At 59.7% G+C, this 23,536-nt stretch carries 21 protein-coding genes and 1 tRNA gene; 10 read left to right on the top strand and 12 right to left on the bottom strand.

All coding sequences use genetic code 11. The annotated features are described in order from the left end of the window. Window positions 1-39 precede the first annotated feature (39 nt). From WMP97_RS09320 to trmB, 5 genes are read right to left on the bottom strand one after another with little or no spacing between them, the layout of a single operon-like run. Window positions 40-369, bottom strand: coding sequence for a DUF3054 domain-containing protein (locus WMP97_RS09320; RefSeq protein WP_340440370.1), 330 nt, complete (start codon window positions 367-369; stop codon window positions 40-42). Further along, the gene (locus WMP97_RS09315) at window positions 366-1,382 is read right to left on the bottom strand and encodes a lysylphosphatidylglycerol synthase transmembrane domain-containing protein (RefSeq protein WP_023020055.1); all 1,017 of its coding nucleotides are present in this window, start codon (window positions 1,380-1,382) and stop codon (window positions 366-368) included. The genes WMP97_RS09320 and WMP97_RS09315 overlap by 4 nt, the downstream gene beginning before the upstream one ends. Beyond that, window positions 1,383-3,536: an MMPL family transporter gene (locus WMP97_RS09310; protein ID WP_340440369.1), complete on the bottom strand. Its 2,154-nt coding sequence runs from the start codon at window positions 3,534-3,536 to the stop codon at window positions 1,383-1,385. 12 nt (window positions 3,537-3,548) lie between these two features. Beyond that, window positions 3,549-4,142, bottom strand: coding sequence for an NYN domain-containing protein (locus WMP97_RS09305; RefSeq protein WP_340440368.1), 594 nt, complete (start codon window positions 4,140-4,142; stop codon window positions 3,549-3,551). Next, on the bottom strand, window positions 4,143-4,919 hold the full coding sequence (trmB, locus tag WMP97_RS09300; protein WP_259825190.1) for a tRNA (guanosine(46)-N7)-methyltransferase TrmB: 777 nt from the start codon (window positions 4,917-4,919) through the stop codon (window positions 4,143-4,145). A gap of 347 nt (window positions 4,920-5,266) precedes the next feature. On the opposite strand from trmB, the gene WMP97_RS09295 reads away from it, so the two are divergent. The 4 genes from WMP97_RS09295 (at window position 5,267) to WMP97_RS09280 (ending at window position 10,272) form a co-directional block, all read left to right on the top strand. Next, entirely contained in the window at window positions 5,267-7,090 is a 1,824-nt protein-coding gene (locus tag WMP97_RS09295; RefSeq protein WP_340440367.1) for a phosphoenolpyruvate carboxykinase (GTP), read from the top strand. 125 nt (window positions 7,091-7,215) lie between these two features. Further along, a complete protein-coding gene (locus WMP97_RS09290; protein ID WP_340440366.1) occupies window positions 7,216-7,584 on the top strand; it encodes a lactococcin 972 family bacteriocin in 369 nt (122 codons plus the stop codon). Window positions 7,585-7,649: 65 nt separating this feature from the next. Next, window positions 7,650-9,614 carry a hypothetical protein gene (locus tag WMP97_RS09285; RefSeq protein ID WP_340440365.1) on the top strand — a complete coding sequence of 655 codons (1,965 nt, stop codon included), beginning with the start codon at window positions 7,650-7,652 and terminating at the stop codon, window positions 9,612-9,614. Between the two features lie 4 nt (window positions 9,615-9,618). Further along, window positions 9,619-10,272 (top strand): ABC transporter ATP-binding protein, encoded by a 654-nt coding sequence (locus WMP97_RS09280; protein WP_340440364.1) that lies wholly within the window; start codon window positions 9,619-9,621, stop codon window positions 10,270-10,272. On the opposite strand, the gene WMP97_RS09275 is transcribed toward WMP97_RS09280, so the two are convergent. Then, complete coding sequence (locus tag WMP97_RS09275) at window positions 10,253-11,020, bottom strand: class I SAM-dependent methyltransferase (protein WP_340440363.1); 768 nt, start codon at window positions 11,018-11,020, stop codon at window positions 10,253-10,255. The two genes, WMP97_RS09280 and WMP97_RS09275, sit on opposite strands and share 20 nt — an antisense overlap. Before the next feature lie 24 nt (window positions 11,021-11,044). On the opposite strand from WMP97_RS09275, the gene WMP97_RS09270 reads away from it, so the two are divergent. Continuing rightward, entirely contained in the window at window positions 11,045-12,154 is a 1,110-nt protein-coding gene (locus tag WMP97_RS09270; RefSeq protein WP_340440362.1) for a glycosyltransferase family 4 protein, read from the top strand. On the opposite strand, the gene WMP97_RS09265 is transcribed toward WMP97_RS09270, so the two are convergent. Both WMP97_RS09265 and WMP97_RS09260 read right to left on the bottom strand, forming a co-directional pair. Beyond that, window positions 12,069-13,487 (bottom strand): hypothetical protein, encoded by a 1,419-nt coding sequence (locus WMP97_RS09265; protein WP_340440361.1) that lies wholly within the window; start codon window positions 13,485-13,487, stop codon window positions 12,069-12,071. The two genes, WMP97_RS09270 and WMP97_RS09265, sit on opposite strands and share 86 nt — an antisense overlap. Then, a complete protein-coding gene (locus WMP97_RS09260; RefSeq protein ID WP_340440360.1) occupies window positions 13,477-14,634 on the bottom strand; it encodes a DUF3068 domain-containing protein in 1,158 nt (385 codons plus the stop codon). The genes WMP97_RS09265 and WMP97_RS09260 overlap by 11 nt, the downstream gene beginning before the upstream one ends. 9 nt (window positions 14,635-14,643) lie before the next feature. Here WMP97_RS09260 and WMP97_RS09255 point away from each other — a divergent pair, with 9 nt between their 5' ends. Then, window positions 14,644-15,804: an acyltransferase family protein gene (locus WMP97_RS09255; protein ID WP_301733044.1), complete on the top strand. Its 1,161-nt coding sequence runs from the start codon at window positions 14,644-14,646 to the stop codon at window positions 15,802-15,804. Here the strand turns inward: WMP97_RS09255 and WMP97_RS09250 are convergent. Genes WMP97_RS09250 through WMP97_RS09240 form a run of 3 tightly spaced genes read right to left on the bottom strand, consistent with a single transcriptional unit; the run spans window position 15,725 to window position 19,522 of the window. Then, window positions 15,725-18,793, bottom strand: a complete 3,069-nt coding sequence (locus WMP97_RS09250) for an alpha-(1->3)-arabinofuranosyltransferase domain-containing protein (RefSeq protein ID WP_301733043.1) — start codon at window positions 18,791-18,793, stop codon at window positions 15,725-15,727. The genes WMP97_RS09255 and WMP97_RS09250 overlap by 80 nt on opposite strands. Window positions 18,794-18,795: 2 nt before the next feature. Further along, the gene (locus WMP97_RS09245) at window positions 18,796-18,993 is read right to left on the bottom strand and encodes a DUF2613 domain-containing protein (protein ID WP_005325448.1); all 198 of its coding nucleotides are present in this window, start codon (window positions 18,991-18,993) and stop codon (window positions 18,796-18,798) included. 22 nt (window positions 18,994-19,015) lie between these two features. Next, window positions 19,016-19,522 (bottom strand): universal stress protein, encoded by a 507-nt coding sequence (locus tag WMP97_RS09240; RefSeq protein WP_034655562.1) that lies wholly within the window; start codon window positions 19,520-19,522, stop codon window positions 19,016-19,018. Between the two features lie 58 nt (window positions 19,523-19,580). On the opposite strand from WMP97_RS09240, the gene WMP97_RS09235 reads away from it, so the two are divergent. The 3 genes from WMP97_RS09235 to WMP97_RS09225 are packed head-to-tail and all read left to right on the top strand — an operon-like array spanning window position 19,581 to window position 22,777. After that, window positions 19,581-20,741 carry a glycoside hydrolase family 3 N-terminal domain-containing protein gene (locus WMP97_RS09235; RefSeq protein ID WP_316327412.1) on the top strand — a complete coding sequence of 387 codons (1,161 nt, stop codon included), beginning with the start codon at window positions 19,581-19,583 and terminating at the stop codon, window positions 20,739-20,741. Window positions 20,742-20,775: 34 nt separating this feature from the next. Next, window positions 20,776-22,464 (top strand): VanW family protein, encoded by a 1,689-nt coding sequence (locus WMP97_RS09230; protein WP_340440359.1) that lies wholly within the window; start codon window positions 20,776-20,778, stop codon window positions 22,462-22,464. Window positions 22,465-22,477: 13 nt separating this feature from the next. Continuing rightward, window positions 22,478-22,777, top strand: a complete 300-nt coding sequence (locus WMP97_RS09225) for a hypothetical protein (protein WP_239206591.1) — start codon at window positions 22,478-22,480, stop codon at window positions 22,775-22,777. A 23-nt stretch (window positions 22,778-22,800) separates the two neighbouring features. Here WMP97_RS09225 and WMP97_RS09220 read toward each other — a convergent pair. Continuing rightward, a tRNA-Gly gene (locus WMP97_RS09220) sits at window positions 22,801-22,874 on the bottom strand. Window positions 22,875-22,939: 65 nt separating this feature from the next. On the opposite strand from WMP97_RS09220, the gene dcd reads away from it, so the two are divergent. After that, on the top strand, window positions 22,940-23,503 hold the full coding sequence (gene dcd, locus WMP97_RS09215; protein WP_034656041.1) for a dCTP deaminase: 564 nt from the start codon (window positions 22,940-22,942) through the stop codon (window positions 23,501-23,503). The last annotated feature ends 33 nt before the right edge of the window (window positions 23,504-23,536 follow it).

Genomic DNA, 23,536 nt, shown 5'->3' with positions numbered 1-23,536 from the left:
AACGAGCAAAAAATAAGGAGGGTTCAACCCTCCTTATTTTTATTTGCGGGCGAAAAGCCGCCAGCCAAAGAAGAATAGTGCCGACATAACGGTTGCCACGATGATGAAGCTCCAGTGTGGTAGCCGGCCATTGACCAGCATCCACAGGGCCATGCCGCCCACGATGGTGCTTAGCCAGACGACGCCGCCTTCCTTCCACTTGCCCTGCACCTTGGCGGCCAGGATGATAGCCCAGCCGATGAGCGCGCCGATGGCCCATGGCCAGAAAGCATCAACCCAGGTGGAAAAACTTAGTCCGCCGTGGGCGAGACGGGCGGCCACAGCAAAGAGCATCAAGGCGATGATATCGATGACGGGGGCGATTCTCATGCGTTTTCCTTTCGATTCAAGGCGGCGTAAGTAATGCCCTTGCGAGCATAGTGCCAGAAGTAGATTACCCAGCCAATGATGGTGATAAGGGCAAAGGAAATCAGCCGATAAATGATTGCCGCACCGGTTGCATCCACCGCGGTCATACCGGTGGCAACCAGGGTAGCGATAATGGCGGCCTCTACCGTGCCCAGGCCGGCGGGCGTGACCTGGGCGGAGCCGGCCAGCTTGGCGGTAAGATACGCTAGCGCCACACCGGCCATAGTCGTAGTGTCTTCACCCGCATGCAGGGCAGGGAGGTGGCCGGTTACGGCCCAGACACAGCCCCAGAGCGAGACCATATCGATGAGGCGGTTGGCTAGGGAGTAAAAGGAAACCCAAGCGAATTGGCGGCGGGTGAGGTGAACCTCTTCTAGATTCTTTACCTGGTCCACGATGGCTTCGCGCTTGGAGCCCTTAACGAGTTTCTGGCGGTTGAGCCAGCGAATGATGGTGTCTGGGTGATTGGTCAGCCAGAAAAGGCCGCCGGAAAGCGCCAGCATGAGCACCAGGGTGCCAATGAGGGACCACAATGCCATGTCAGCATTGAGGAAGAGCACGCCGCCCAAGCCGATGAGTACGAGCCACATGGTGGAAATGGCCGAAGACAGCACGAAGAACCACCCACAGAGCATGACGGAAGCACCCCACGTGCGCTGCACGTAGAAGGTGAGGATGGCGGAAAAGGCCGGGCCCGCTGGAAGCGTGGTAGACCAAGCATTAGCCGCCAGCGTGAGGGCGGCCGTCTCTGAGGCTGGTACGTGTACGCCCCCGGCGCGAATGAGCAGGCGCATAACCTCGCCCATGGCAAGGACTGCCACGATTGAGGCGATGACCACCAGTGCTACCGCAGCCGGGTCAGAATGAGACAGGCGCGAGAAGCCTTCGCGCAGGAAGTCCAACTCATCGCGGAAGACATAAATCAGGATAAGCAGGACGATGAGCGAGACGATAAGCCGCAGCCAGTTCTTCACTTATTTATCTCCTTCGAGGCGTTGTTTGAGCTCAGAGAAGGGAACAGTCTTGCCGCGGTGTCTAGCGCCACCAGTCAAAGCAGTAGTGGCGTGGCGCAGCCAGCTAGGTGCCCACCAGTTATCCTCGCGCAGCAGGTGCATGACGGCGGGGACAAGGAGCATGCGGACAATGGTGGCGTCGATAAGCAGGGCAAAAATCATGCCATAAGCGATGTATTTCATCATCACGATATCGGAGAAGCCGAAAGCGCCACAGACCACGATCATGATGAGCGCCGCCGCAGTGATGATCCCACCCGTATGCGCGGTGCCGGCCGCAATGGCCTCATCGGTGGTGGAACCACGCCGTCGCGCCTCCACCATGCGGGAGACCAAGAAGACCTCATAGTCGGTGGACAGGCCGTAAACAATGGCGATGATAAGCACCAAAATGGGGCTCATGAGCGGGCCAGGGGTGAAGTTGAGGGCGCCCGAGCCAAGGCCAGCGACGAACATCAGGGTCAAAATGCCCAGCGTTGCCCCCAAGGTCAAAAGCGTCATCACGATCGCCTTGAGCGGGAGCACGAAGGAACCGAAGACCAACGCCATGAGCAGGAACGTGGCTAGCACCACGTAGAGTGCCATCCACGGCAGCTTATGGAAGAGCGCATCAAGGGATTCCACTTCCATGGCAGGCGTGCCTCCCACGTACAGGTTCACGCCCTCGGGTGCCTTTACTTGTTCCAGTTCGTGGACAATCTTCGCGTAATCATCGCGGTCTTTAATGCCGGCGGAAAGAACTGTCGTGCCGTCCTTGGTGGCTGTTGTCGGCGCCATGGGCTCGGTGAGGCCATTGAGGCCACGGACTTGCATGACGACGTCGACAAGCTGCTGGTTAGACGCATTTTCCACGACGAGCTTTACCGGCTCCGTGCGGAAGGTAGGGAATTCCTCATTGAACCTATCCTGCGCCACACGGGTTTCCTGGTTGGGCGGTAAGTAAGACTCGTTGATGCCGCCGAAGGTGATACTCATGATGGGCAGGGTAAGTGCGATAAGCAGGCCGTACACGGCGATGGTCAACCCGCGGGCATGGCGCATTGCCCAAAGCGGCAGCTTGTACCACCAGGTGTCTTCGATGGTGCGCGCCGTCCGAGAGGTGCGGCGCACAGACCAGGTATCGATCTTGGGGCCGAGCATGCCAAAAATTGAGGGCAGGACGGTGACCGAAAGCAGCGCTGCTAGACCCACGGCGGAAATGGAGCCATAAGCCACGGACTTCAGGAAGGCTTGCGGGAAGAGAAAGAGCCCCGAAAGTGCGACGGCGACCATGGCTGCCGAGAAAACCACCGTTTGGCCGGCAGTCGCGGTGGTGGTAGCAACGGCCTCCTCGGTGGAGCGACCCTTATCCAGCTCTTCGCGGAAGCGCGAGACCATAAAGAGACCGTAATCGATGGCTAGGCCGAGGCCCAGCAGCGTGACAACGGCCTGAGCAAAGACATTGACCTGGGAAAATCCCGCCAAGATGGACAGGATTCCCAAAGACCCCAGGATAGAGAGGCCGCCGACGATGAGCGGCATGCAGGCCGCAACGACGGAGCCAAAAACCACCAGCAGGAGGATGCCCACCAAGGGAAGCGCGGCCTTTTCGGCGCGGGAGATATCGTGGGACATGCCATTATCTAGGGCATCAGCAACTGCGGTAGCGCCCGCGATTTCCACTGGGGCGGAGGTATCCGTAAGCGCGCCTTGGATGGTGCGGAAATCCTTGAGTGTTTGCTCATCATCGCCTTTAAGACCGATGGCGGCGAAAGCTAGGGAGTGATCGTCATTGACTAGGTTGGGGTTCTTCGTATCGAAGTAGCTGGTCACCGAATCAATCTGCTCGGGATACTCTGCTTTCAGCTGCGCCAAGTGCTGCTTGGCGGCGTCGAAGTTCTCATCGGGGGAGTGGAAGAGCAAGATGACATCGCCGGAGTTATCGCGGCCGAATGTTTCCTCCTCGATCTGGGCCGCGCTTGTCGACGCCGCATTGGGATCCTCCCAGCCCTCTTGGCTCATGCGATCTTCGAGCTGCAAGCCAAAGCCCACGAAGAGCGCAAGGATGGCAGCGACAACGATGGCGGGGATAAGCCGGCGGTGTGCATAGGAAAAACGTCCCCATTTCTCAAACATTGGGGCAGCCTCCTAGCGGTTATTAAGCAGGGCCGCCAAGGGACGGAATGGCTGCAGCCATGCACCACCCTCGGGCAGGTTATCCAGATTCACGCGCGGTAGCGGTTCGCGGAATACGCCCTCGATGTCTTCTAGATCCACAAAATTGATATCCGCGTGGCCGACGGCCCAAGCGGCGTGCTCGTGGAATCCCAGGACCGTAACCGGAATCCCCGCGGCGATGAGCTCCTCCAAAGGCTCTTGGAAGTTTTGGCCATCGGCGGAGGCGACAATGGCACCGGCCAGATCCGCACGAAGATTGTCGATGTGGTCGAGCATATCCGGATCCACGTCGTCGTCTTCGTGGATCTTGGGCTTGGCAAAAACACCGAAACCCACGTTGCGGATGGCTTCTACCCATGGGCGAATGACATCTGCGCCGCCGGGGGTCACATTAGTAAAGACATCGGCGCGCGGTTCAGCATCAACGTCTTGAGCAAGATGTACCAGCCAGCGACCGATGGCGTCGAAGCGCGGGCGGTGTGCGGCGGTAGGCCGACCGCCCAGCAGGGAGCCTAGGCCCATGTCCATATTGGGTGCATCCCAGACAAGCAGATAGGTGCTCATTTATTTCTTCTCCCAGAGATACTCCGTAATCACGTGTTCTTTATCTAGGCCCTTGCCCTCAAACTTGGTGATGACCTGACGATCTACCAGCTGCGGGCACTCCGGCCATGGCCAGCCCTTGTAATCCAGGCTTGGTTCTACTTCAACTAGTTCATCGATCCACTCGGCATATCCGGCGTGGTCGGTAGCGACGTGCAGCACACCGCCCTTCTTTAACCGGGAGGCAAAAAGATTTAGGGTGCCCGACTGAATAATGCGGCGCTTGTGATGGCGCGCCTTTGGCCACGGATCCGGGAAGAAGACGCGGATTCCGTCGAGGGATTCCGGTTCAAACATGCGCATCAAGACTTCGATGCCATCGCCGCGGATCATGCGGATATTTTCGATACCCTCACGCTCAATCTGGCCGAGCAGCTTGGCAAGGCCTGGTTTGTAGAGCTCGACGGCGATGATGTTGGTATCGGCTTCTTTCGGTGCCATGGCAGCGGTGGAGGTACCGGTACCGGAACCGATTTCCACGATCGTCTTGGCGCCGCTGCGGCCGAACCAGGAAGCGAGATCAATGACCTCGTCTTCCAGCACGCGTCCGAGCTCCGGCCAGCGCTTTTCAAAAAGTTCATGCTGGTTTTCGGTCAGCGTGCCGCGGCGGAAAGTGACGTTGCCTAGGCGCGGGTAGTCAAGCTCGTTGTGGAAAACGGCGTTGAAGTCGGTTTGTGGCGGGCGGCCAGGGGGCATTTCCCCAGCGCGGGTGTTTTGAGAATTATCTGTGCTATTCATTGCGGCCTATTTTCCCCTGCTTAGCCCCGCCAAGCAATACGCCGCGCCGAGGGATACATGTGGCGATGACATCCCGGATATAACCAGTGGGCCCAGTTGGGGGTGGTAGAAGATCGTTTCGAGGCGGAAAAGTGGGACAATGAACCCCCAGAAAGGGGGAGTGGAAAAGGCGATTTTTAACACATTACCTTCGTATGCGCTTGGTGAAGTTCTGGTTAACGTGGTGGATATAACCGGTGTGGCAAGTTCTGCGCAAATTATTCGGGCGAGCACGTTAATCTTGAGGTGGAAGGCACAGTTGGGGCTTTTCGCTCCAATTTTCACACCCACCCTCAGGAGAATTACTAATGACCGCCACTATCCCAGGGCTCGTCGGAGAGCTGCCGACTAAAAATGAAAAGCTTATCGGCTGGATTAGCGAAAATGTTGAGCTTTTCCAGCCGGACCAGGTGGTCTTTGTAGACGGCTCCCAGGACGAGGCTGACCGTTTGGCCGGCGAGCTGGTGGAAAAAGGCACGCTTATCAAGTTGAACGAGGAAAAGCGACCTAACTCCTACTTGGCTCGTTCCAACCCTTCCGACGTCGCACGTGTGGAATCCCGCACCTTCATCTGTACCGAGCACGAAGATGGCGCCGGCCCTACCAATAACTGGGCTCCGCCTGCGGCAATGAAGGAAGAGATGACGGAAGCTTTCCGTGGTTCCATGAAGGGTCGCACCATGTACGTGGTTCCCTTCTGTATGGGCCCGATTAGCGATCCGGAGCCGAAGTTGGGCGTGCAGCTGACTGACTCCGCCTATGTTGTGCTCTCCATGCGCATCATGACCCGTATGGGTGCGGAAGCCTTGGACAAGATTGGTACCGACGGCGATTTCGTCCACGCCCTGCACTCCGTGGGCGCCCCGCTAGAGCCAGGTCAGGAAGATGTGGCGTGGCCATGCAATGACACCAAGTACATCACCCAGTTCCCAGAGACCAAGGAAATCTGGTCCTACGGTTCCGGCTACGGCGGCAACGCCATCCTGGCGAAGAAGTGCTACGCGCTGCGCATCGCTTCTGTCATGGCTAAGGAAGAAGGCTGGATGGCTGAGCACATGCTCATCCTGAAGCTCACCAACCCAGAGGGTAAGAAGTACCACGTTGCGGCCGCCTTCCCTTCGGCATGCGGCAAGACTAACCTGGCCATGATTACCCCGACCATTCCGGGTTGGAAGGCTGAGGTCGTCGGTGACGATATTGCTTGGCTGCACCTGCGCGAGGACGGCCTTTATGCCGTAAACCCGGAAAATGGTTTCTTCGGCGTGGCCCCTGGCACCAACTACGACTCCAACCCGATTGCCATGCGGACCATGGAGCCGGGTAACACCATTTTCACCAACGTTGCGCTTACCGACGACGGCGATGTCTGGTGGGAGGAGATGTCCAAGGAGGCACCAGAGCACCTCATCGACTGGACCGGTCAGGATTGGACTCCGTCCTCCTCCACGAAGGCTGCACACCCGAACTCCCGCTACTGCGTGCCGATTTCCCAGTGCCCTAGCGCCGCACCAGAGTATGACGACTGGCAGGGCGTGAAGATCGATGCCATCCTCTTCGGCGGCCGCCGCAAGACCACCGTCCCGCTGGTAACCCAGGCCTTTGACTGGAACCACGGCACCATGATCGGTGCCCTGCTGGCTTCCGGCCAGACCGCTGCAGCAGAGGGCAGCGTTGGCACCCTGCGCCACGACCCGATGGCTATGCTGCCGTTCATGGGCTACAACGCCGGTGACTACCTGCAGCACTGGATTGACATGGGTGAAAAGGGCGGCGACCGTATGCCGTCTATCTTCCTGGTTAACTGGTTCCGCCGCGGCGACGATGGCCGCTTCCTGTGGCCGGGCTTCGGCGAGAACTCTCGAGTGCTCAAGTGGATCATTGACCGCATCGAGGGCAATGTTGAGGCCGAGGAGACCGTCGTAGGCCACACCGCCCGCGCCGAGGATATCGACCTCGAGGGCATCGACTTCGATATCGAGGACGTTCGTGCCGCTCTTGCCGTCAACCCGAAGGACTGGGAAGGCGATATGCAGGATAACGCCAGCTACCTCAATTTCCTGGGCTCCCGCGTGCCGTCCGAGGTATGGGACCAGTTCCACGCCCTGAAGGAGCGCGTAGAGAACGCCTCTTAAAAACTAGGCTCAGCTAGCCCCCAGCGACGGCATTGTCGCTGGGGGTTTTCGTATTGCTTTACCTAGATATAAAAAGTAAACAATAAGTTAATATTAGTTAATAAAAATGAAACTCTTTATCGTTAATGATGACAACTATTAATAATTATGAAATTATTTTATCGGCTCGGAAAACGGGTATTTCATTTCGGAAAAGGAGAGAAATAGATGCGGAAAAAAGTCTGGCTTCCGCAGCCGCTGCTTTTGTACTAGGTGCTGGTGCGCTTGGGGGAACTGCTTTGGCAGGAGAACTTGTCGATGGGGGTATGTGGGAACACGGTAAGGGTGGAGGCCGAGTGTGGTCGAACTACCACCATCCCAGTGTTAATCACGGTAGTTCTGTGAATGGCCACCAGTACGTTGACTCTGGCTGCCAACCGGCTAATACGTGGGCCCGTGCGCAGGCATCATCTCGTTGGCTCGGGGCGGATGGCGCTTATTACCGCTTGTGTTAATAGAAGGTAAGCGTCACAAGGGTCGCCGTCATTGGCGACCCTTGCTTTAGTTAAGGAAGTATTTCATGAAAGAAGGCGTTAGCCTTTCTCAACGAATTCTCGCCGCATTTTGCGTACTATCCGCATTGTTCTTGGGGTATTGGGCATTTGCGATGACGCAGTCGGAGGGAATATTTGAAACCGGCTCTTTTATCAACGTCGGATCGAATGATGGTCAGGGCTCTGAAATTCTTGCTGCACTCGATGAGGCTGCGCAATCGAAGGGGGAGCGCATTGCAGTGGAGCTCGAGCAACCGGACCATACCGACGTCTACGCCGCTGGGGACTTTGGTAGCAGTTGGTACGACACGATTGCGCCGGGCAGTCCAGTTCGCGTACACGATCTGTCGGAATTACCGGATGAGGATCCGCGTCAGCTTCTACAACTGTCCGGAGGCGAGGATTTCAAAAATACAGTGTATGGAATTCTGGATGCCCACAGCGCGCAGCATCAGGAACTCGAAAGCCTAGAATGGTCGTTCCTTTTCACGGATACCGCGCTAGCCGGAATTTATTTTTTGATTCTGGCCACGTGCTTTGCTGTCGTCGTGGCCGGTGCGATCGCGCGAACCAGGGATTATGCCGTGTGGCAGCTCATGGGACTATCGCCTAGGGCCATTTTCGCACGTGAATTTCGGCGTTCTTATGCAAGTGCATTTCTTGGCGCACTGGCTATCGGGGCGCTGGCGCTGGTGCTGTGCGCAGTATTGGTTTCGCCACGGGTAATGCTGGGGATTTTGCGCTACTCGGCAGTCTTTCTGTTTCCTCTTCTCGTGGTCATGGTGGTGGCATTCCTCCTGACTACATGGGCGTGTAAAAAGCTAGCGTTGAGGGATCGGCTCAAAGGGAAGCTGCCGCAGCGCAGCACCGTGGCAATTGTCGTCTTGTTGAAACTCGTGCCCTGTATTGCAGCTGTAGGACTCATAGCCCCAGCACTAAACCACCTGCATGAAGTAGAGGTGCAAAAAGGCGTTGGTAACTTCTGGAAGCAATCCGATGATCTTCAGCTCCTGGAACTTTCAGGAGCGCGTGATAGCGATGGCATCGTAGATTCAACACATAAGTTAGCCGAGCTTGCGCGGGCTAAATCTGCAGTTGGTCAGTTTCAATATGTACAGTTTTCTGAGGACTCACCGGCAGAGTTCGGCGGAGTCGGCCGGGATATGCTCAGTTTCAATTACACGGCAGCGATGCGTTCGGTGGAAGGCCCACTGCGCGAGAGATTGCAGAATAATCCGCCGCACGAGCCCACAAGGTATATTCCGCGAGGACTGGAAGGCATTGCAGATTCGGTCCCGAAGGACTTCTATTGCAGCGAGCACGAATGCCCAGTGGAGATCCTCGATAGTGATGACTTTGACGTAGCTACTTGGCAGATAGATGAAACTGGTTGGGGAGAACAGGTAAAAACTGCGGGACCGGTGATGACCATCTATCCGGACGACCAGCTGCCGTCAGATAGAACCATTGTTGCCGGCATGACTCAGAATGGCACGGGCTTTCTGGGTGAGGTTCCGCCTGAGCTTCGCGATGACCCGGACCTTAGCAACTTCGTTTTGAAAACCAACTCGGCTGCACATCTTTGGGCCAAAGGAAACGCGTCGCTGCGTGCCGATACCGTTGCGTTGGTTCTCGGTGTCATCGCTGCGGCTTTGATTGCGCTAACCATGGCGGTCATTGCGGGCTTTTTGTATCGAAAGTTGTTTGCACAGCGGCTTCGCGTCTACCGCTTCATGGGAATCCCTATGGCTAGGGCGTATCGATATTTGTGGCTTGCTGACGCCGCAATCTGTTGTGTCACCATCGCTTATTTATGGTTTAAAGGCGGCCAAGCACGAGAGTTGGAACGGATGAATAGTATGCCCGCCGTTGTCGCTCAGCTGAAAGTAACGCCAGAAGCAATGGCCTACGGGGTTGGGCTTTCGATTCTTGTGGCCGTCGTTTCGGTAGTGACAATGGTGCACATCTCATATCGGGTAGGAAAGAGATAGAAAAATGAATGAGGCCGTAATAAAGATTCGGGAAGGTCGCTACTCCATTGCTAAGCGCACCTTGTGGTCCGGCGTGGATTTAGATATCGCTCCAGGGCAAGTGGTGGCATTGACCGGGCCTTCGGGCTGCGGAAAAACCACGCTATTAAATTGCTTAGGCCTTCTGGACTCGCTCAGCGGCGGAAGTATGGAAGTACTCGGGCACGATGCTACGCGTATGAAAGAAAGGCAGGCGCGAAAAGTGCGCCGCAACGATATTGGCTATCTATTTCAGGATTTTGCTCTGGTTGATACCGATTCGGTTGCCGATAATTTGGCTGTAGCATTGCCTCCTAAAACACCGCAGGCTAAGAAATTAGAAATTATTTCCGGTGCGCTGGAGCAGGTGGGCTTGGCTGGACGAGAGAAGGAGAAAGCATTTTCCTTAAGCGGTGGCGAACAGCAGCGAGCTTCTTTTGCCCGCATCTTGGTACGCACCCCGAGCCTCATCTTGGCGGATGAACCAACTGCGGCTCTCGACAGTAGGAACAGTGACCGCGTGCTGTCCCTGCTGCAAGAACAAGCCGCTGCCGGCGCTGCGGTCATCGTGGTTACCCACGATGACCGAGTCCGAGATCAATGTAGCGAGGTAATCGATCTCAGCGCGTATTGCCATTGAAACTTTTAGGTTGCAATACCAATGTCAGGTTAGAAACCGCGAATTCCCGCACACCTGGCACGCGGGTGAGCCACCAAGCCCAGCTGGGGTGGTAGCGGGGGAAGGCGAGTTTGAGCGCGCCGGTGCGCTGTGCCCAGTGGAGGCCGGCGGAACAGGGGACGTCGAAAAGCGAAGTGCCAAAGACATTCTTGGGCGGGTGACCGTGGCGGCGGGTGTAGCGATCGCGGGCAAACTCGCCGCCCACATAGTGCTCCCACAGGCCGGTCTCGTGGCCGCCAAAGGGGCCTAGCCATACCGTATAGCTCAGGATAGTCAGGCCACCCGGGCGGGTCACGCGCAGCATCTCCTCGCCCATATCCCAAGGATTGGGGATGTGCTCGGCCACGTTGGAGGAGTAGACCACGTCAAAAGAGTCATCGGCAAAGGGAAGGTTGGTGCCGTCCCCGCGCACCGAGTTGCTCAATTGGATGCCAGCCGCAGACATTTCGCCGGCATCTGGCTCTAGTCCCACATAGTGGGCCCCGCGCCGGGCAAAAGCATCCGCAAAATAGCCCGGTCCGCCGCCCACATCGAGTACCCTCGCCCCGGGAAGCTGCACGCCCAAGTCGCGGCCGAGGTTATCTACCAGTGCGGCCGTATCTTCCGCTAGCCCACCGTAGAAAATCTCGGGGTGCGTCTGCTCAAAGCGAAAGGAACGCAGCAGCTGAATGGAGCGGCGGAGCGTGGCCATCTCACGGGTATGTCTCATAACCCACTAGGCTAATACCTCACAATGAAGATTCTTTTACTATGCTGGCGCGATTCCACCCACCCGCAAGGAGGCGGCTCGGAGCGCTACTTGGAGCGCGTGGGCGAGTACCTCGCGGCGCAGGGGCACGAGGTGGTCTTTCGCACCTCCAAGCACATGAATGCCGCGCGCCGTGAGGTGCGCGACGGCGTGCGCTATAGCCGCGGCGGTGCCAAGTTTGGCGTGTATCCGCGCGCCTGGGCGGCGATGCTGGCTGGCCGCCTGGGGGTGGGAGACCTGCGCGGGGTGGATGCGGTAATCGATACCCAAAACGGCATTCCTTTCTTTGCCCGCTTGGTATCTGGAGCACCGACGGTGCTGCTTACCCACCACTGCCACCGCGAGCAGTGGCCGGTGGCAGGTCCCCTCCTGGGCCACCTCGGCTGGTTCCTTGAGTCCCGGGTGGCTCCGCGTGTGTATCGCGGCGCGCCTTATGTCACCGTTTCTGAGGCTTCCCGCGAGGATCTAGAGGCACTGGGAATTAAGGGTGCGCACATCATTGCCAATGGTCTGGACCCGGTTCCGGACCATGTGCCTTCCCTGGAGCGAGAGGCCGACGTGCACTTGGTAACGCTCTCGCGCCTGGTGCCGCATAAGCAGATTGAGCATGCCATGGATACGGTGGCGCAGACCCCGGGCGCGGTCCTGGATGTCATAGGCTCCGGTTGGTGGGAGGCTAACCTGCGTGCCTATGCCGAGGAACACGGCGTCAGCAGTCGCGTGCGCTTCCGCGGCCAGGTGACCGAGGACTATAAGCATGCCCTGCTCGCCCGGGCCGATGCCCTGCTTATGCCCTCCCGCAAAGAGGGGTGGGGCTTGGCAGTAATGGAGGCCGCCCAACATGGGGTTCCCACCGTCGGCTATACGTTTGGCCTGCGTGACAGTGTTATTAACGGTGAGACCGGCATCCTAGTAGAGCGCGAGGAAGACTTTGTTGCGGCCACCAAGCAGCTGCTTGCCGACGCCCCCTTACGCCGCACCCTCGGCTCCAACGCGCGCGATTTTGCCGCTAGCTTCTCGTGGGAGAAGACCGGCGAGCAATTCGCGGAATTGCTGCAAGGGCTAGTAGCGGACAAGCCATCCACAACGCAGTAAGCGCCCATGGAACCTGCGGCCGTGGTGCGTCCGTCTCCGCGGCTATAGCACCGTCCACGACAACCACGCCGACACCGATCCGGGACAGCTGCTTCATATCGTGTGCCTCCCATGCGCGCAGCGCCGCCCGGTACTGCGGCGAAGCCTGATCCACCACGGTCCCGTCTACGCTCAATTCCCCTGATTCCACCATGGCCACCGCCTTGGAATAGGGATCTACCGCCACACCGCCAGGCACCTCTACAAGGTTGGCGCGCTCTGGAAAGAAAGCCACTCGGCCGTCAATCTCGCGCACCAGCTGCTTATCTACTCCCATATCCCGCGGTGCGAGCACCGCTAGCCGCCCCGGAACCGGAATCAGCTGCACTGCCGCGGCCACGGTGGCTAGCGCTGCCGGTACGTTCGGCAATGCACCCAGCGAGGCCACATAAAGCGGCAATGTCAGCATGGTTAGCTTCCCGCTATCGCGCAGTAGCGCCGCCCCTGGTACGTGATCGATGGACCACACCAACGCGCCGGGAACCAGCCAGAAAAACATCGCTCCGCCAAGACCAATAGCTGCCAGTATGCTCAGCCGAACGGGAACCCGCCACGCCCCGAGCAGGGCGATGATCGCCACGATGACACCGCATATCGCGAACCCGATGGCTGCTTGTGCATTCCAGATGCCGCCCAGGCGCAACAACGCGCCCCCGGTGCCGACGTGCTCTTCCGCTCGCGGGGCAAACGCAGCCACCGCCGCAGCGGTATCACCGGGCGCAGTGGGATAGAACATTCCTGGAATGGCCCACGGCAAGCACAAGACCACGCCGCCAAGTGCCACCCGCTTGCGGCAGGTCACCGCCGCGGTCACCACGGCAAAGAGCCCACCCGTAGGGGTAAGTGAAGCGCCCCACATGGCGAGCCACGCCACCCAATTGCGCTGCTTTCCGGCCCACGCGATGACCGTGAGCAGCCACGCGGCCACAGCAAGTGACCACTGGCCTTGGAGGAGGCGCTCGATAACGAAAGGATTGGCCACCGCCACCCCCATCGCGCTCACCGCGGAGGCTGTGGAGCGCGCCCAGCGCGCCGCGGTGAGCGCGGAGGACGCCGCGGCGGCAAAAATGAGCACCCGCGCCGCCCACGCGCCGCCTACTACAGCCAAGAAGCCGTCTTGCGGGGCATTGCGGGCAGGCAAACTGCCGCCGCCGAAAGCCGAAGGGGAAAGCGCCGGATGGTCAAGCAGCGCCATATCGCGCCACAGGAACTCACCGGGCAGGGCGAAGGGCCAGCACACCGCGGTCACGAGGATGAAGCCCCAGGCGAGGAGTACTAGACGCTTAGCCTTCACGGTGGCGGCGCATGTACATATAGGCAGCACAGAGCAATAGGCCGACGCCGATGGCTTTGCCCGCCCAGCCGACGACCATCAAGGCACGAATGGTGCGAATGACCGGACGCACCTCGTCGAGGCGCTCCGCGCGAGTGTCATCGGACCAGCGCATATCGGCAGCGAAGATGGAGCGATCCTCCGTATCGTTATTGGCCACCATGGTGCCGGCTTGTTTTTCGTCGGCAGCGAAGAAAATCTTGATATTTTCCCGCAGATCCACGATGGTGCCGGTGGTGGGTTCCACGGAGATATCGCGGCCGACGGTATAAAAGGGTTCCACCGTGACCCGGTCAGTGGGATCTAGGCCGAGGAGCTTGCGCGAGTCTTCGTCATAGAATCGCTTCGCCGGACCAGAGATGCGGAAGTCCTTAGCGGCCAGCTGCTTTTTGCCGCTGCCGGAATCGACCGCCTCGGTGGTGATGTTTCTGCGCATATCGGCCAGGGAAATGGGCTGAATATCGTGGTGGAAGGAATAGGTAGGGATATCGTCTAGCTTTTCCGTAGTGGTGAAGTCCACCGCCGTGGAGGATTGTGAGGCCAGATCGAAAAAGGGATAGGAGCGCTGCTCGGTTCCGGAGGGGAAAAAGTAGTTGATGCCATCTCGTTCGAAATCTGTGCGGGCCATGCCCGTGTCCACTGACGGCAGGAGGAATTCCCATTTATCCTTAGGGGCCGCCACAGGGTAGGTGGATTCTCGGTTCAACACGGAGTGCTCGGTGATTTGGGCGAGCGGAGTCTCTCCGGCGAGCAGGCGCGATAAAGAATCAGAGTGAGCGAGCGCATCGTCTTCTGCCACCTCAGCGGTCGTGGTGTTGCGCTCGATGGTGAGCAGGTCATGGTGCAGGTAGCACCAGATGGGTGCCTTCTTTTCTTGGCACTGCGGATTCTTGCTATCGCCTGTGGCCTTGGCGCCGGCGATAAAGGCGGGCGCATCCATCCACACGCCGGCAGAGGGAGCGGTCACGGTGTTGATGTTTTGGTCGAAGGCGAGGGGCCGAGTCTGATTGTTATATAGCGGTGGCACCACAGTGCCCAGCACTAAGAAAATGACGGCGGCAATGACAACCCACGCCAGTGGCGAGCGTGGCCAAAGGTAGCGTTTCATTGCAGTAATATGTCCAATCAGTTTCAGGTCGATCCGGGGTTAGGAGCAAGCGTGCAGCCGCAGGCATCTGTGAAAAGCGTACCCCAGCATCTGCCGGAGCTAGACGGTCTACGCGCGGTCGCCTCCCTTGGAATCATTGTCACCCACGTGTCCTTTCAGACCGGAACTGGGTGGGGGTTTGCCGGGCGATTCGATTTTTTCGTCGCCGTTTTCTTTGCACTCAGCGCGTTCCTCTTGTGGCGCCGCCGCGGCTTGCACAGCTTAGCCGGCTATGCGCGCTCGCGCGTGGCCCGTCTTTTACCGGCCTATTATGCCTGCGTGGTGGCGGTGATGCTCCTGCTTCCCGACGCTCACTCACTCACCCTCACCCAACTGCTGAGCAATCTTACTTCCACGCAAATTTATGTGGTCGACGGGTTGGCCTCAGGTCTTACCCATCTGTGGTCGCTGTGCGTGGAATTCTTCTTTTATCTCTTCTTGCCTGTGCTGGTGTGGCTGCTTGGAACGCTGCCGCGGCGCTGGCGCATTGCCGCCATTGCCGTGGCAGGAGTGCTCAGCTGGGCGTGGGGATTCGTGCCCTTTGTAGCCGATTACGCCAAGGACCAGGTCAACTCGCAGATCTGGCCGCCCGCGTATGCCTCGTGGTTTGCCGTGGGAATGCTGGCCGCCGAATTCGAAGAAGCCGGCATCAGTCGGCGAGTGCAGCGCGTGCTGCGGCCGCGCTGGGCGTGGTGGATCGTGGCGGCGGTGGTGCTGTGGGTTGCCAGTCGCGAGTGGTTTGGGCCGCAGGGGCTTATCCATCCCGAACCCGCGGAATTTTCTCGCCGCATCATGGCGGGCGCGGCCTTTGCTGCGGTCGTAGTGGTACCGGTGGCACTCGCCCCGCGGGAGAAATCTTGGCTGACCAGCCCACTCATGCAGGCACTGGGTACATGGTCCTATTCCATTTTCTTGTGGCATGTGGCCATCTTGGGTCTGGCCTTTCCCCTTACCGGGGTGCCGCTTTTTAGCGGGAAACCCCTGGACTTTTGGGTCATTCTGACCGTGACTGTGGTGGGCACCGTGGTGGTTTCGGCCGCTAGTTATACGCTCATCGAGCGTCCCGGCCGGGATCTTCTCCTCGGTCGGCGGCGAAAAGACAGGCCACGCCCGCGGCACACAAGCAGCTAAGCAAGAGCGAATCACCCGCATAGGAACCAGACGTCCACGGTGCGCGGGCGAGGATGGCTCCGGCCGCAGCGACTACGCCGGGGGCGAGATAGGCGCGCGGGATGGTGGTCCAGCGCACTACCAACCACGCAGCCACGGCCGCCACTGCCGCCGGCCAGCCGGTAAGGGCCAGTGCACCAAGTGCCACGGCGGCTGAGGCAGCGCCCCCACGCGGTGCGTGCCAGGCGGGCTGGGACGGGCGGCGCGCGGCCGCCAGGAGGCACAGGCCGAGCGTCAGCAATCCCAAGGAGCCTCCCAAGAGGAGGGTGGCGCGATAAACCGGCTGGGCGGTGAAGGACATATGGAAGTCGCCGGAACGGCCGGCCGGAATGACAAAAGCCTGGGTGGCGGCGTCGATCTCGCACGGGGTGAGCTCGTCATTGTCCAAATACCCGCGCAGGCCCTTATTAAAGGCGCGTCCGGTGACCAAGAGGCGGTCTTCCTCGCTGGCTTTAATCGAGTATCCAGTGGGCTCCGAAGGCTCCGGCGGGCGCCAGCCCACCTCGCGAAGGCTCACCCACGGTCCAGTGGTGCGCACACGGTGCGTGCCGGGGCTCAGGGTGAGGGAATCGCCGGGGGAGTAGCGGTGGGCGTCGATAAGCACCGGCTTGGTGGAATCTACCTTTACCCGCATGGGGCGCGGCGCCGTGAAGTCGCGGATGAGCACACCGGTATCTTGCAGCATCTGCTGGAAGAAGAATTGGTGCACATCGGGGGAGGTATCCGGCACGGTCACTACGCGCTCGACCGGCTGGCCCTCTACCCCTAGTTCCGCGATGCCGGTGCGGTGGGACAATTCCACGCGGATGGCCTCGGTATCGCCGCCGGGAACGCGGACCTCCTGTGCATGGAAAGGCTTGAGATCCACGTCCACCGCGGCACTGCCGGAGCGCACCGTAACCGTAGTGGCGCTGGTGGCCATGAGCTTTAGGCGCGGTTGGGTGAAATGACCGCGCAGCTCAATCCACCCGGAATCATCGCCCGGCGCGGGCCACCACGCGGTGGAATTTTCCCCATCCACCGCGGCCGTAGCGGACTTGTGCGGTTGGGCGCCACCGAAGGCCGTGGCATCGGCTGCCGAGGAGGAGACCGCCACGGAACCGCCGTGGGTCTCGACCTGGCTAAGAGGCCCTGCGGAAGGATAATCGCGCAGGCGGTTATTTACGTGGCTGGGGTCATCTGCAGCCAAGGGTGCGGAGATAGGGCCATCGAGGGTGCCGTAGTTGCGGTCCGAAAGCGTCGGGGTATCGGTGACGATATCGGCATCGCTATCGACGAGCTGGCGGGTGGTGGGGCCATGGTGGGCGTCGAGAAGCGCCAAGGCTTCCCCGCCGCCGGCCACGCGGACTGGGTCTGTGGGCCCTAAGGACATGCCGGCGTGGTTGAGCAAGATGACATCGACCTCGTCGAAGCGGTGGACTTCGCCGCCAAATTTACTGGCCAGGGCCTCGTCCTCACCGGTGAAGAGATCGTGGCGCACCATGACCGCGCCGATGCCCAGGCGCTGAAGGGAGCGCACGCCGGTGGCTGGGTCCTCCTTCAGTGCGGCCATGACGCCGTCGAGCCCGCGGATAGCCTCTGCTGGTACGAGTGGAACGGCATCGCGCACGGCCCAAGGGACATCGAGCAGCGGCTGGGCCGGCTCATCGCGCGTCCACCCCCAGGTCTGCCGGGCAAAGGATGCTTCCGGGTAGATAAGGGTGCGGGTATCGGCGGCATGAGTATTGATAAAGTCCGTGGCCTCGTGCCAGTAGGAGGGAACCTCCTTATACGCCCCCAGCGGCAGCAAGCGCTGCGACCATGCCGGGGAGATGACCGCGATGCACAGCAGTAGCGTGAGCGCGCCTACTGTCTGCTTCTTGGTAGGCCGCAAGCTCTGCGGTAGAGGCAGATGCGCGCAGGCGCGCGCGACACCCAAAAGCAGCGGGATGCGCACCAGCGGATCAAACTTATGCAGGTTGCGCAGCGCGGCCAGCGGGCCATCGAGAGCATCGAGGTACCACCCCGCCTGGCAGCCCAGCACCGCGATGCCCACCATTAGGACAACGGCCCACACACGCGGCAGTTTGGTGAGTCCGTAGATGCCCACGGCCGCGATGCCCATGGTGACCAGCACGAAGAAGGATTCGGTAGCCAGTGCATTGCCCGCCACGCGCTCGGTATCTACAAACGGTGTCCAGCTCGTGGTTCCGCGCAGAATTTCTGGCAGGTTGAGCCAGCGCGTGGTCACGCGAGCGGATTCGATGAATTCCGTAAACGGCGGGGCATAGCGGCCAAGTACGATAAGCGGGCCGATCCACCACGCCGATACCGCCAGGCACCCTAGGAGCCAGGCCGCGCCGGGTTTGAATGCGCGGCGGTAGAGCACAATTACCGCGGCCGGGGTGCAGGCGGCGATGGTGGCGGTGGCATTGACCGCACCCATGAGCGCTACGGGGATGGTGGCTGCGGCGGCATCGCGCCACGTGAGCTTGGCATTGAGGAAGGGCAGGATGACCCAGGGGGCGAGCATGACCGGCCAGGTCTCGGAAGAAATGGCGGTCAGGGTAGAAAGCGCGCGAGGCGAGAGCGCGTAGAGCATCGCCGCGACCCAGACCCACCCGCCGCGCAGGCCTACCTTGCAGGCGAGCTTATGAAAGCCGATGAAGCCAACGCTTAAGACCACCAGCCACCACAGGCGCTGGGCCAGCCAATCGGGCAGTGGCTGGGTCAAAACGAAGAAGGGCCCCTGGGGAAAAAGATAGCCATAGGCCTGATTTTGTAGTTGTCCCAGGGTAAAGATATCCGTATAGGCGCTCAGTGCCCCGCGGAGAAAGTGCAGCGGATTGGCGGCCAGATCATGCTTGGTATCGGCAGCTGTCAGCCCCCACGGCTGCACGAGGAGGATGAGCGCTAGGGCAAAGATCCCCAGCGGGTAGGGGCGGGCAAGCCGCCCGCGGAGGGTACGCACACCTAGTTGCGGGATCCGTACTCAGGGCCGCCCAAAACCGCATCGGAAGCAGAAACCGCATTGCCTTCCGGCACGGTATCAGTGCCGGAGAACTGCGCGATGCCGATGATGGTGATGACGCCGAGCGCGATGCCCACAACAGCGCTACCGATGGCGGGGCCAAGGGTGCGCTTGTTCAAAGAATCGGTTTCCAGAGCCATGGCTAAAAATACTAGCAGCTATTTAGAAGTATTCTGCCTCATCATCGTCCGCGTCTTCCTCGTTTTCCTGCGGCACGATAAAGACGGGAAGGCCGGCATTGCGCACAATCTGATCGGCGGTGGAGTTGGTCCACCAGGCGCGGAAACCTGTCAGGGCGCGGGTGCCGGTCACGATGACATCCACGTCCAGCTCGTGTGCTGCATCAATGATGGCGGAGGAAATAGTGGTGGCGGATTCCACCAAGTGGGCGCGGCCAGCCAAGCCCAGGCTTTCGGCTAGTTCGATGCCCTGGCGGCAGATTTTCAACGCTTCCTCGTAGGCCGGATCCTCTTCAACGCCGTCCGGGGAGACGGTGGACTGGTGCATTCCAGTGCGGCTGACGGCGCGGGCGGTCTGCCGGGCTACGGGTTCCCAAGCGGTGAGGATTTCCACCGTGGTGGGCCGCAGCAGCTGGGCCGCGTGCTCGAGGGCGCGGCCGGCTCGTTCGGTGCCATCGTAGGCAATTAGCATTGTCTCGCCGTTACTCATGTGGCTAGTCTACCCACCGTTTCAGACAGAAGGCGAGGAATATTGCACACTGGAAGGCATGAAAACTCCGCGCATTCTCGCCAGCCTTGCCCTCGTGACGGCCTTGGGCGCCTGCTCTACCTCCCCTCAGGAGGACGCCGAGAGTCAGGACTCCACCACCCCAGCGGCATCGAGCTCACCGGCCGCGACGCAAGAGACGCAAGAAGAGACTTCGCAGGAAGCAGCCCCGCAGCAGGACATCCGCGCCATGGCCGCCTCTGTGTTGATGCCCCCGGTCACCAATTACGACGATGCTAAGGCCAAACTGGATGCTGGCGTGGGCGGAATCTTTATTCCCAGCTGGGCGGATCCCAACCTGCTGCAGGAAGAGGGCCGCGATATTAATGCCCTGCGCCAAGAGGTAGGCCGCGACTTTGAAGTCTCCATCGATTTTGAAGGCGGGCGGGTGCAGCGTTTCTCAGAGATCTTGGGCGATTATCCCGCACCGCAACAAATGGCAGCCGAGCGTTCCCCGCAAGAGGTGGAACAGCTGGCCCACGAGATTGGCACGAGCCTCAAGGCGCATGGCATCAACGTGGACTTTGCGCCGGTGCTCGACGTCGATGGCAATGGCCTAGAGGTGGTGGGCGATCGGTCCTTTTCCACCGATCCAGCACAGGCGGGTGAATACGGCGCCGCCTTTGCCCGCGGGTTGGATTCCGCTGGGGTCAAGGCCGTATTCAAGCATTTCCCGGGACACGGCCGTGCTTCTGGCGATACCCACCTGGCCGAGGCCGTTACCCCGCCGCTGGAAGAGCTGGAGGGACACGAGTTCATTCCTTTTAAAACCGCCCTCCCTCAAGCGCCGAATGCCGCGCTCATGATGGGCCACCTCGCCGTGCCCGGTTTGGGCGATGGCCAGACTCCTGCTTCTATGCTGCCGGAGGCTTATGGCTTGGCTCGCGAGACCCTGCAGTACGACGGCCCTATTTATACCGATGACATCGGTGGCATGAAGGCGATTGCGGATTCGCTCCCGCTTGCCGACGCCGTCGTGACCTCCCTCAATGCCGGTGCCGACATGCCCCTGTGGTCCACCGAGGGCGATATCAATGCGGTAATCGATGCCGTTGTCGGTGCCGTGGACGAGGGGCGCCTGCCGCGCGAGCGCCTCGAGGACGCGGCCCGCCATGTCAGCGTTCCACCGGCTGACGTTGCACCCGAGGCCGCACAGGACTAGGAAAAATACCACTAAAACCGTTAACCTTTAAGGCGTGAAAAAGGCAGAAGGAAAAAACGGTGCTAGAGGCTGGCTCATCGCGCTCGGTGTATTTGTCGGCCTTGTCCTGATCGCGGGTATTGCTTATGCCTGGGATGTCGCGGCAAACCAGGACAAGATTCCGCGCGCCGTTTCCGTCAACGGCGTGGACATCTCCGCCATGGATCGCACTGCCGCCGTGGAAAAGCTCGAAGATGAGCTTGCGGGCGTAGAGACCGAACCCGTTTCCGTCACCTCCGGTGACCTTCACACAGAACTCGTCCCTTCCGAATCGGGCCTTGCCCTGGATAACCAGCGGGCCGTGGACAATATTAAGGAGCCTTCCCTCAACCCTTTCACCCGCCTGTATAGCTTCTTCCGTTCCACCCGGGATATTCCGGTAGAGACCAACGTAGATGAAGCCCAGCTGCAGCCTGCCTTGGAGCGGGTGAAGAAAAACCTTTCCACCGACCCTGTCGATGGCATGTTGGAGCTTAACAACGGCGAGCTCAAGGTCACCGACCCGAAGCTTGGCCAAACCGTGGATGCCGGCTCCTTGCACAACGCGGTCACAGAAAACTGGCTCGATTCCGAGGGCGTGGACGTGGACCCAGAAGAGGTAGAACCGGCCATCAATGATGCGGCCATCGAGGCCATGCGCACCGGCGACGCCGCTAAGGCGCTGGATAATCCGATTACCTTGAAGGCTAAAAATAATGTCACGGCTACCCTGAATAAGCCGGAAATCTCCCAATTCACCAGCATTGAAAAGAAGGACGGCAAGCTCAAGCTCGCCGTGGATACCAACCGCGCGCAGGAGCTGTTGGCGGAGCGCTCTGAGGGCGCCGATGTGCCCGGTGTGAATGCCAAGATTTCCTTCAACGGCAACGACAAGCAGGTCACCCCGTCCGAAGATGGCGAAATCATCGACTGGGAGCCGACCATGAAGGACTTTGACAAGCGTGTGACCGGTGACGACCGCGAGTGGGACGCTACTTATAAGCCGGACCCTGCCGAGTTCACCACCGAAGACGCCAAGAAGGCGACCTTTAACGATACCGTTGGCGAGTTCACAACCGAGGGCTATTCCGCTGCCTCGGGCAAGAACATCGAGCTGGTGGCCCAAGAGGTCAACGGTGCCGTGGTCAACCCGGGCGAGACCTTCTCGCTCAACGGCTACACCGGCCCGCGCGGCACTGCCCAGGGCTATGTGGAATCCGGCATCATTATTGATGGCCACTCCGGTTCCGCCGTCGGCGGTGGCATCTCCCAATTCGCCACTACCTTGTACAACGCTGCCTACTTTGCGGGCATGGAAGATACCGCCCACACCCCGCACTCGTACTATATTTCGCGCTACCCCGCCGGCCGCGAGGCCACCGTTTACGAAGGCGCCATCGACCTGCAGTTCACCAATACCTTCAACACCCCGGTCCGCATTGAGACCGACTTCGGGGGCGGCAAGATTACCGTGCGTTTGAAGGGCACCAAGACCGTTGACGTTGAGTCTGTGAACAATGGCCGCTGGGCCAATACCGACCCACAGCCGATGTCTGTGCCAGGCAGCGACTGCTCGCCTTCCTCTGGTGCGCCAGGCTTTACGACGTCTGATACCCGCATCATCAAGGACCTCGGCGGCAAAGAGCTCTCCCGCGAGACCACCACCACGGTCTACGACCCGCAGCCCATCGTTCGCTGCGGATAGTAGGCTCGGAGCCATGGAAGAGAGAACTCTGACAACGCTCATCTTTGGCAATGTGGTTATCGAATCGAACCTGCGCGGGGCAGAGCTGCGCGTTTACAGCGAAGATTGGCGCGGATATCAGCTCCGGACTGACCTTGGAGTGACGTTCCGTGCCCCGCTGGATAATATCCGTGGCACCGTGCCTCAGCGTGATATGGCCGAGCTTGTGGAGAGATTCTTGAAGCCGGCCGCCGCAGAACTAGAGGCGCACTATCCAGGCGGGGTAGAGCGGGCACAAAAAGAACTTGCCCAGTGGTTAAGCGCCACAGACTAGCAAGAAAATTCCCCCCCGAAAATTGGAGCCGACGACGGGAATCGAACCCGCGCTAGCAGCTTGGGAAGCTGCAGTTCTACCATTAAACTACGTCGGCACTGCGCACTTGTGCGCTCCGGCCTACTATACACCTTGGCCTTCGGCATGAGTAGAATTGGGGCCGTGCTTCTTTCAGATCGTGATATCCGTTCCGCCATCGACGCCGAAGAATTGGGCATCGAGCCCTTCGACAGCGAGCTTATCCAGCCCTCCTCGGTAGACGTGCGCTTGGATAAATATTTCCGCGTATTCAATAACTCGCGGTATACGCATATTGACCCCAAAGAGGAAATGCCGGATCTCACCACCTTGGTGGAGGTAGAAGAAGATCAGTCCTTCATCCTGCACCCAGGCGAGTTCGTCCTCGGTGCTACGTTGGAAAAGTTCACCCTGCCTGCAAACTTGGCAGGCCGCTTGGAGGGCAAGTCTTCCCTCGGTCGCCTAGGATTGTTGACCCACTCCACCGCGGGCTTTATTGACCCAGGCTTTTCCGGTCACATTACGCTCGAGCTTTCTAATACAGCCAACCTGCCCATTGCCCTGTGGCCGGGCATGAAGGTGGGACAGCTGGCGATTTTCAAGATGACTTCAGCAGCTGAAAGCCCTTATGGCACGGGTTCGCTGGGGTCGAAGTACCAAGGGCAGCGTGGCCCGACGCCATCGAAGTCTTACCTGAATTTTCGATAGGCTTAAACCGGTATTCACATAAGGCCTTTAAGA

Origin of the sequence: Corynebacterium sp. KPL4072, from assembly GCF_037908395.1 — a bacterium.
Classification (GTDB): domain Bacteria; phylum Actinomycetota; class Actinomycetes; order Mycobacteriales; family Mycobacteriaceae; genus Corynebacterium; species Corynebacterium kefirresidentii.
Note: the sequence above shows the minus strand (reverse complement) of the source record. Positions and strands in the feature narration are given on the sequence as shown.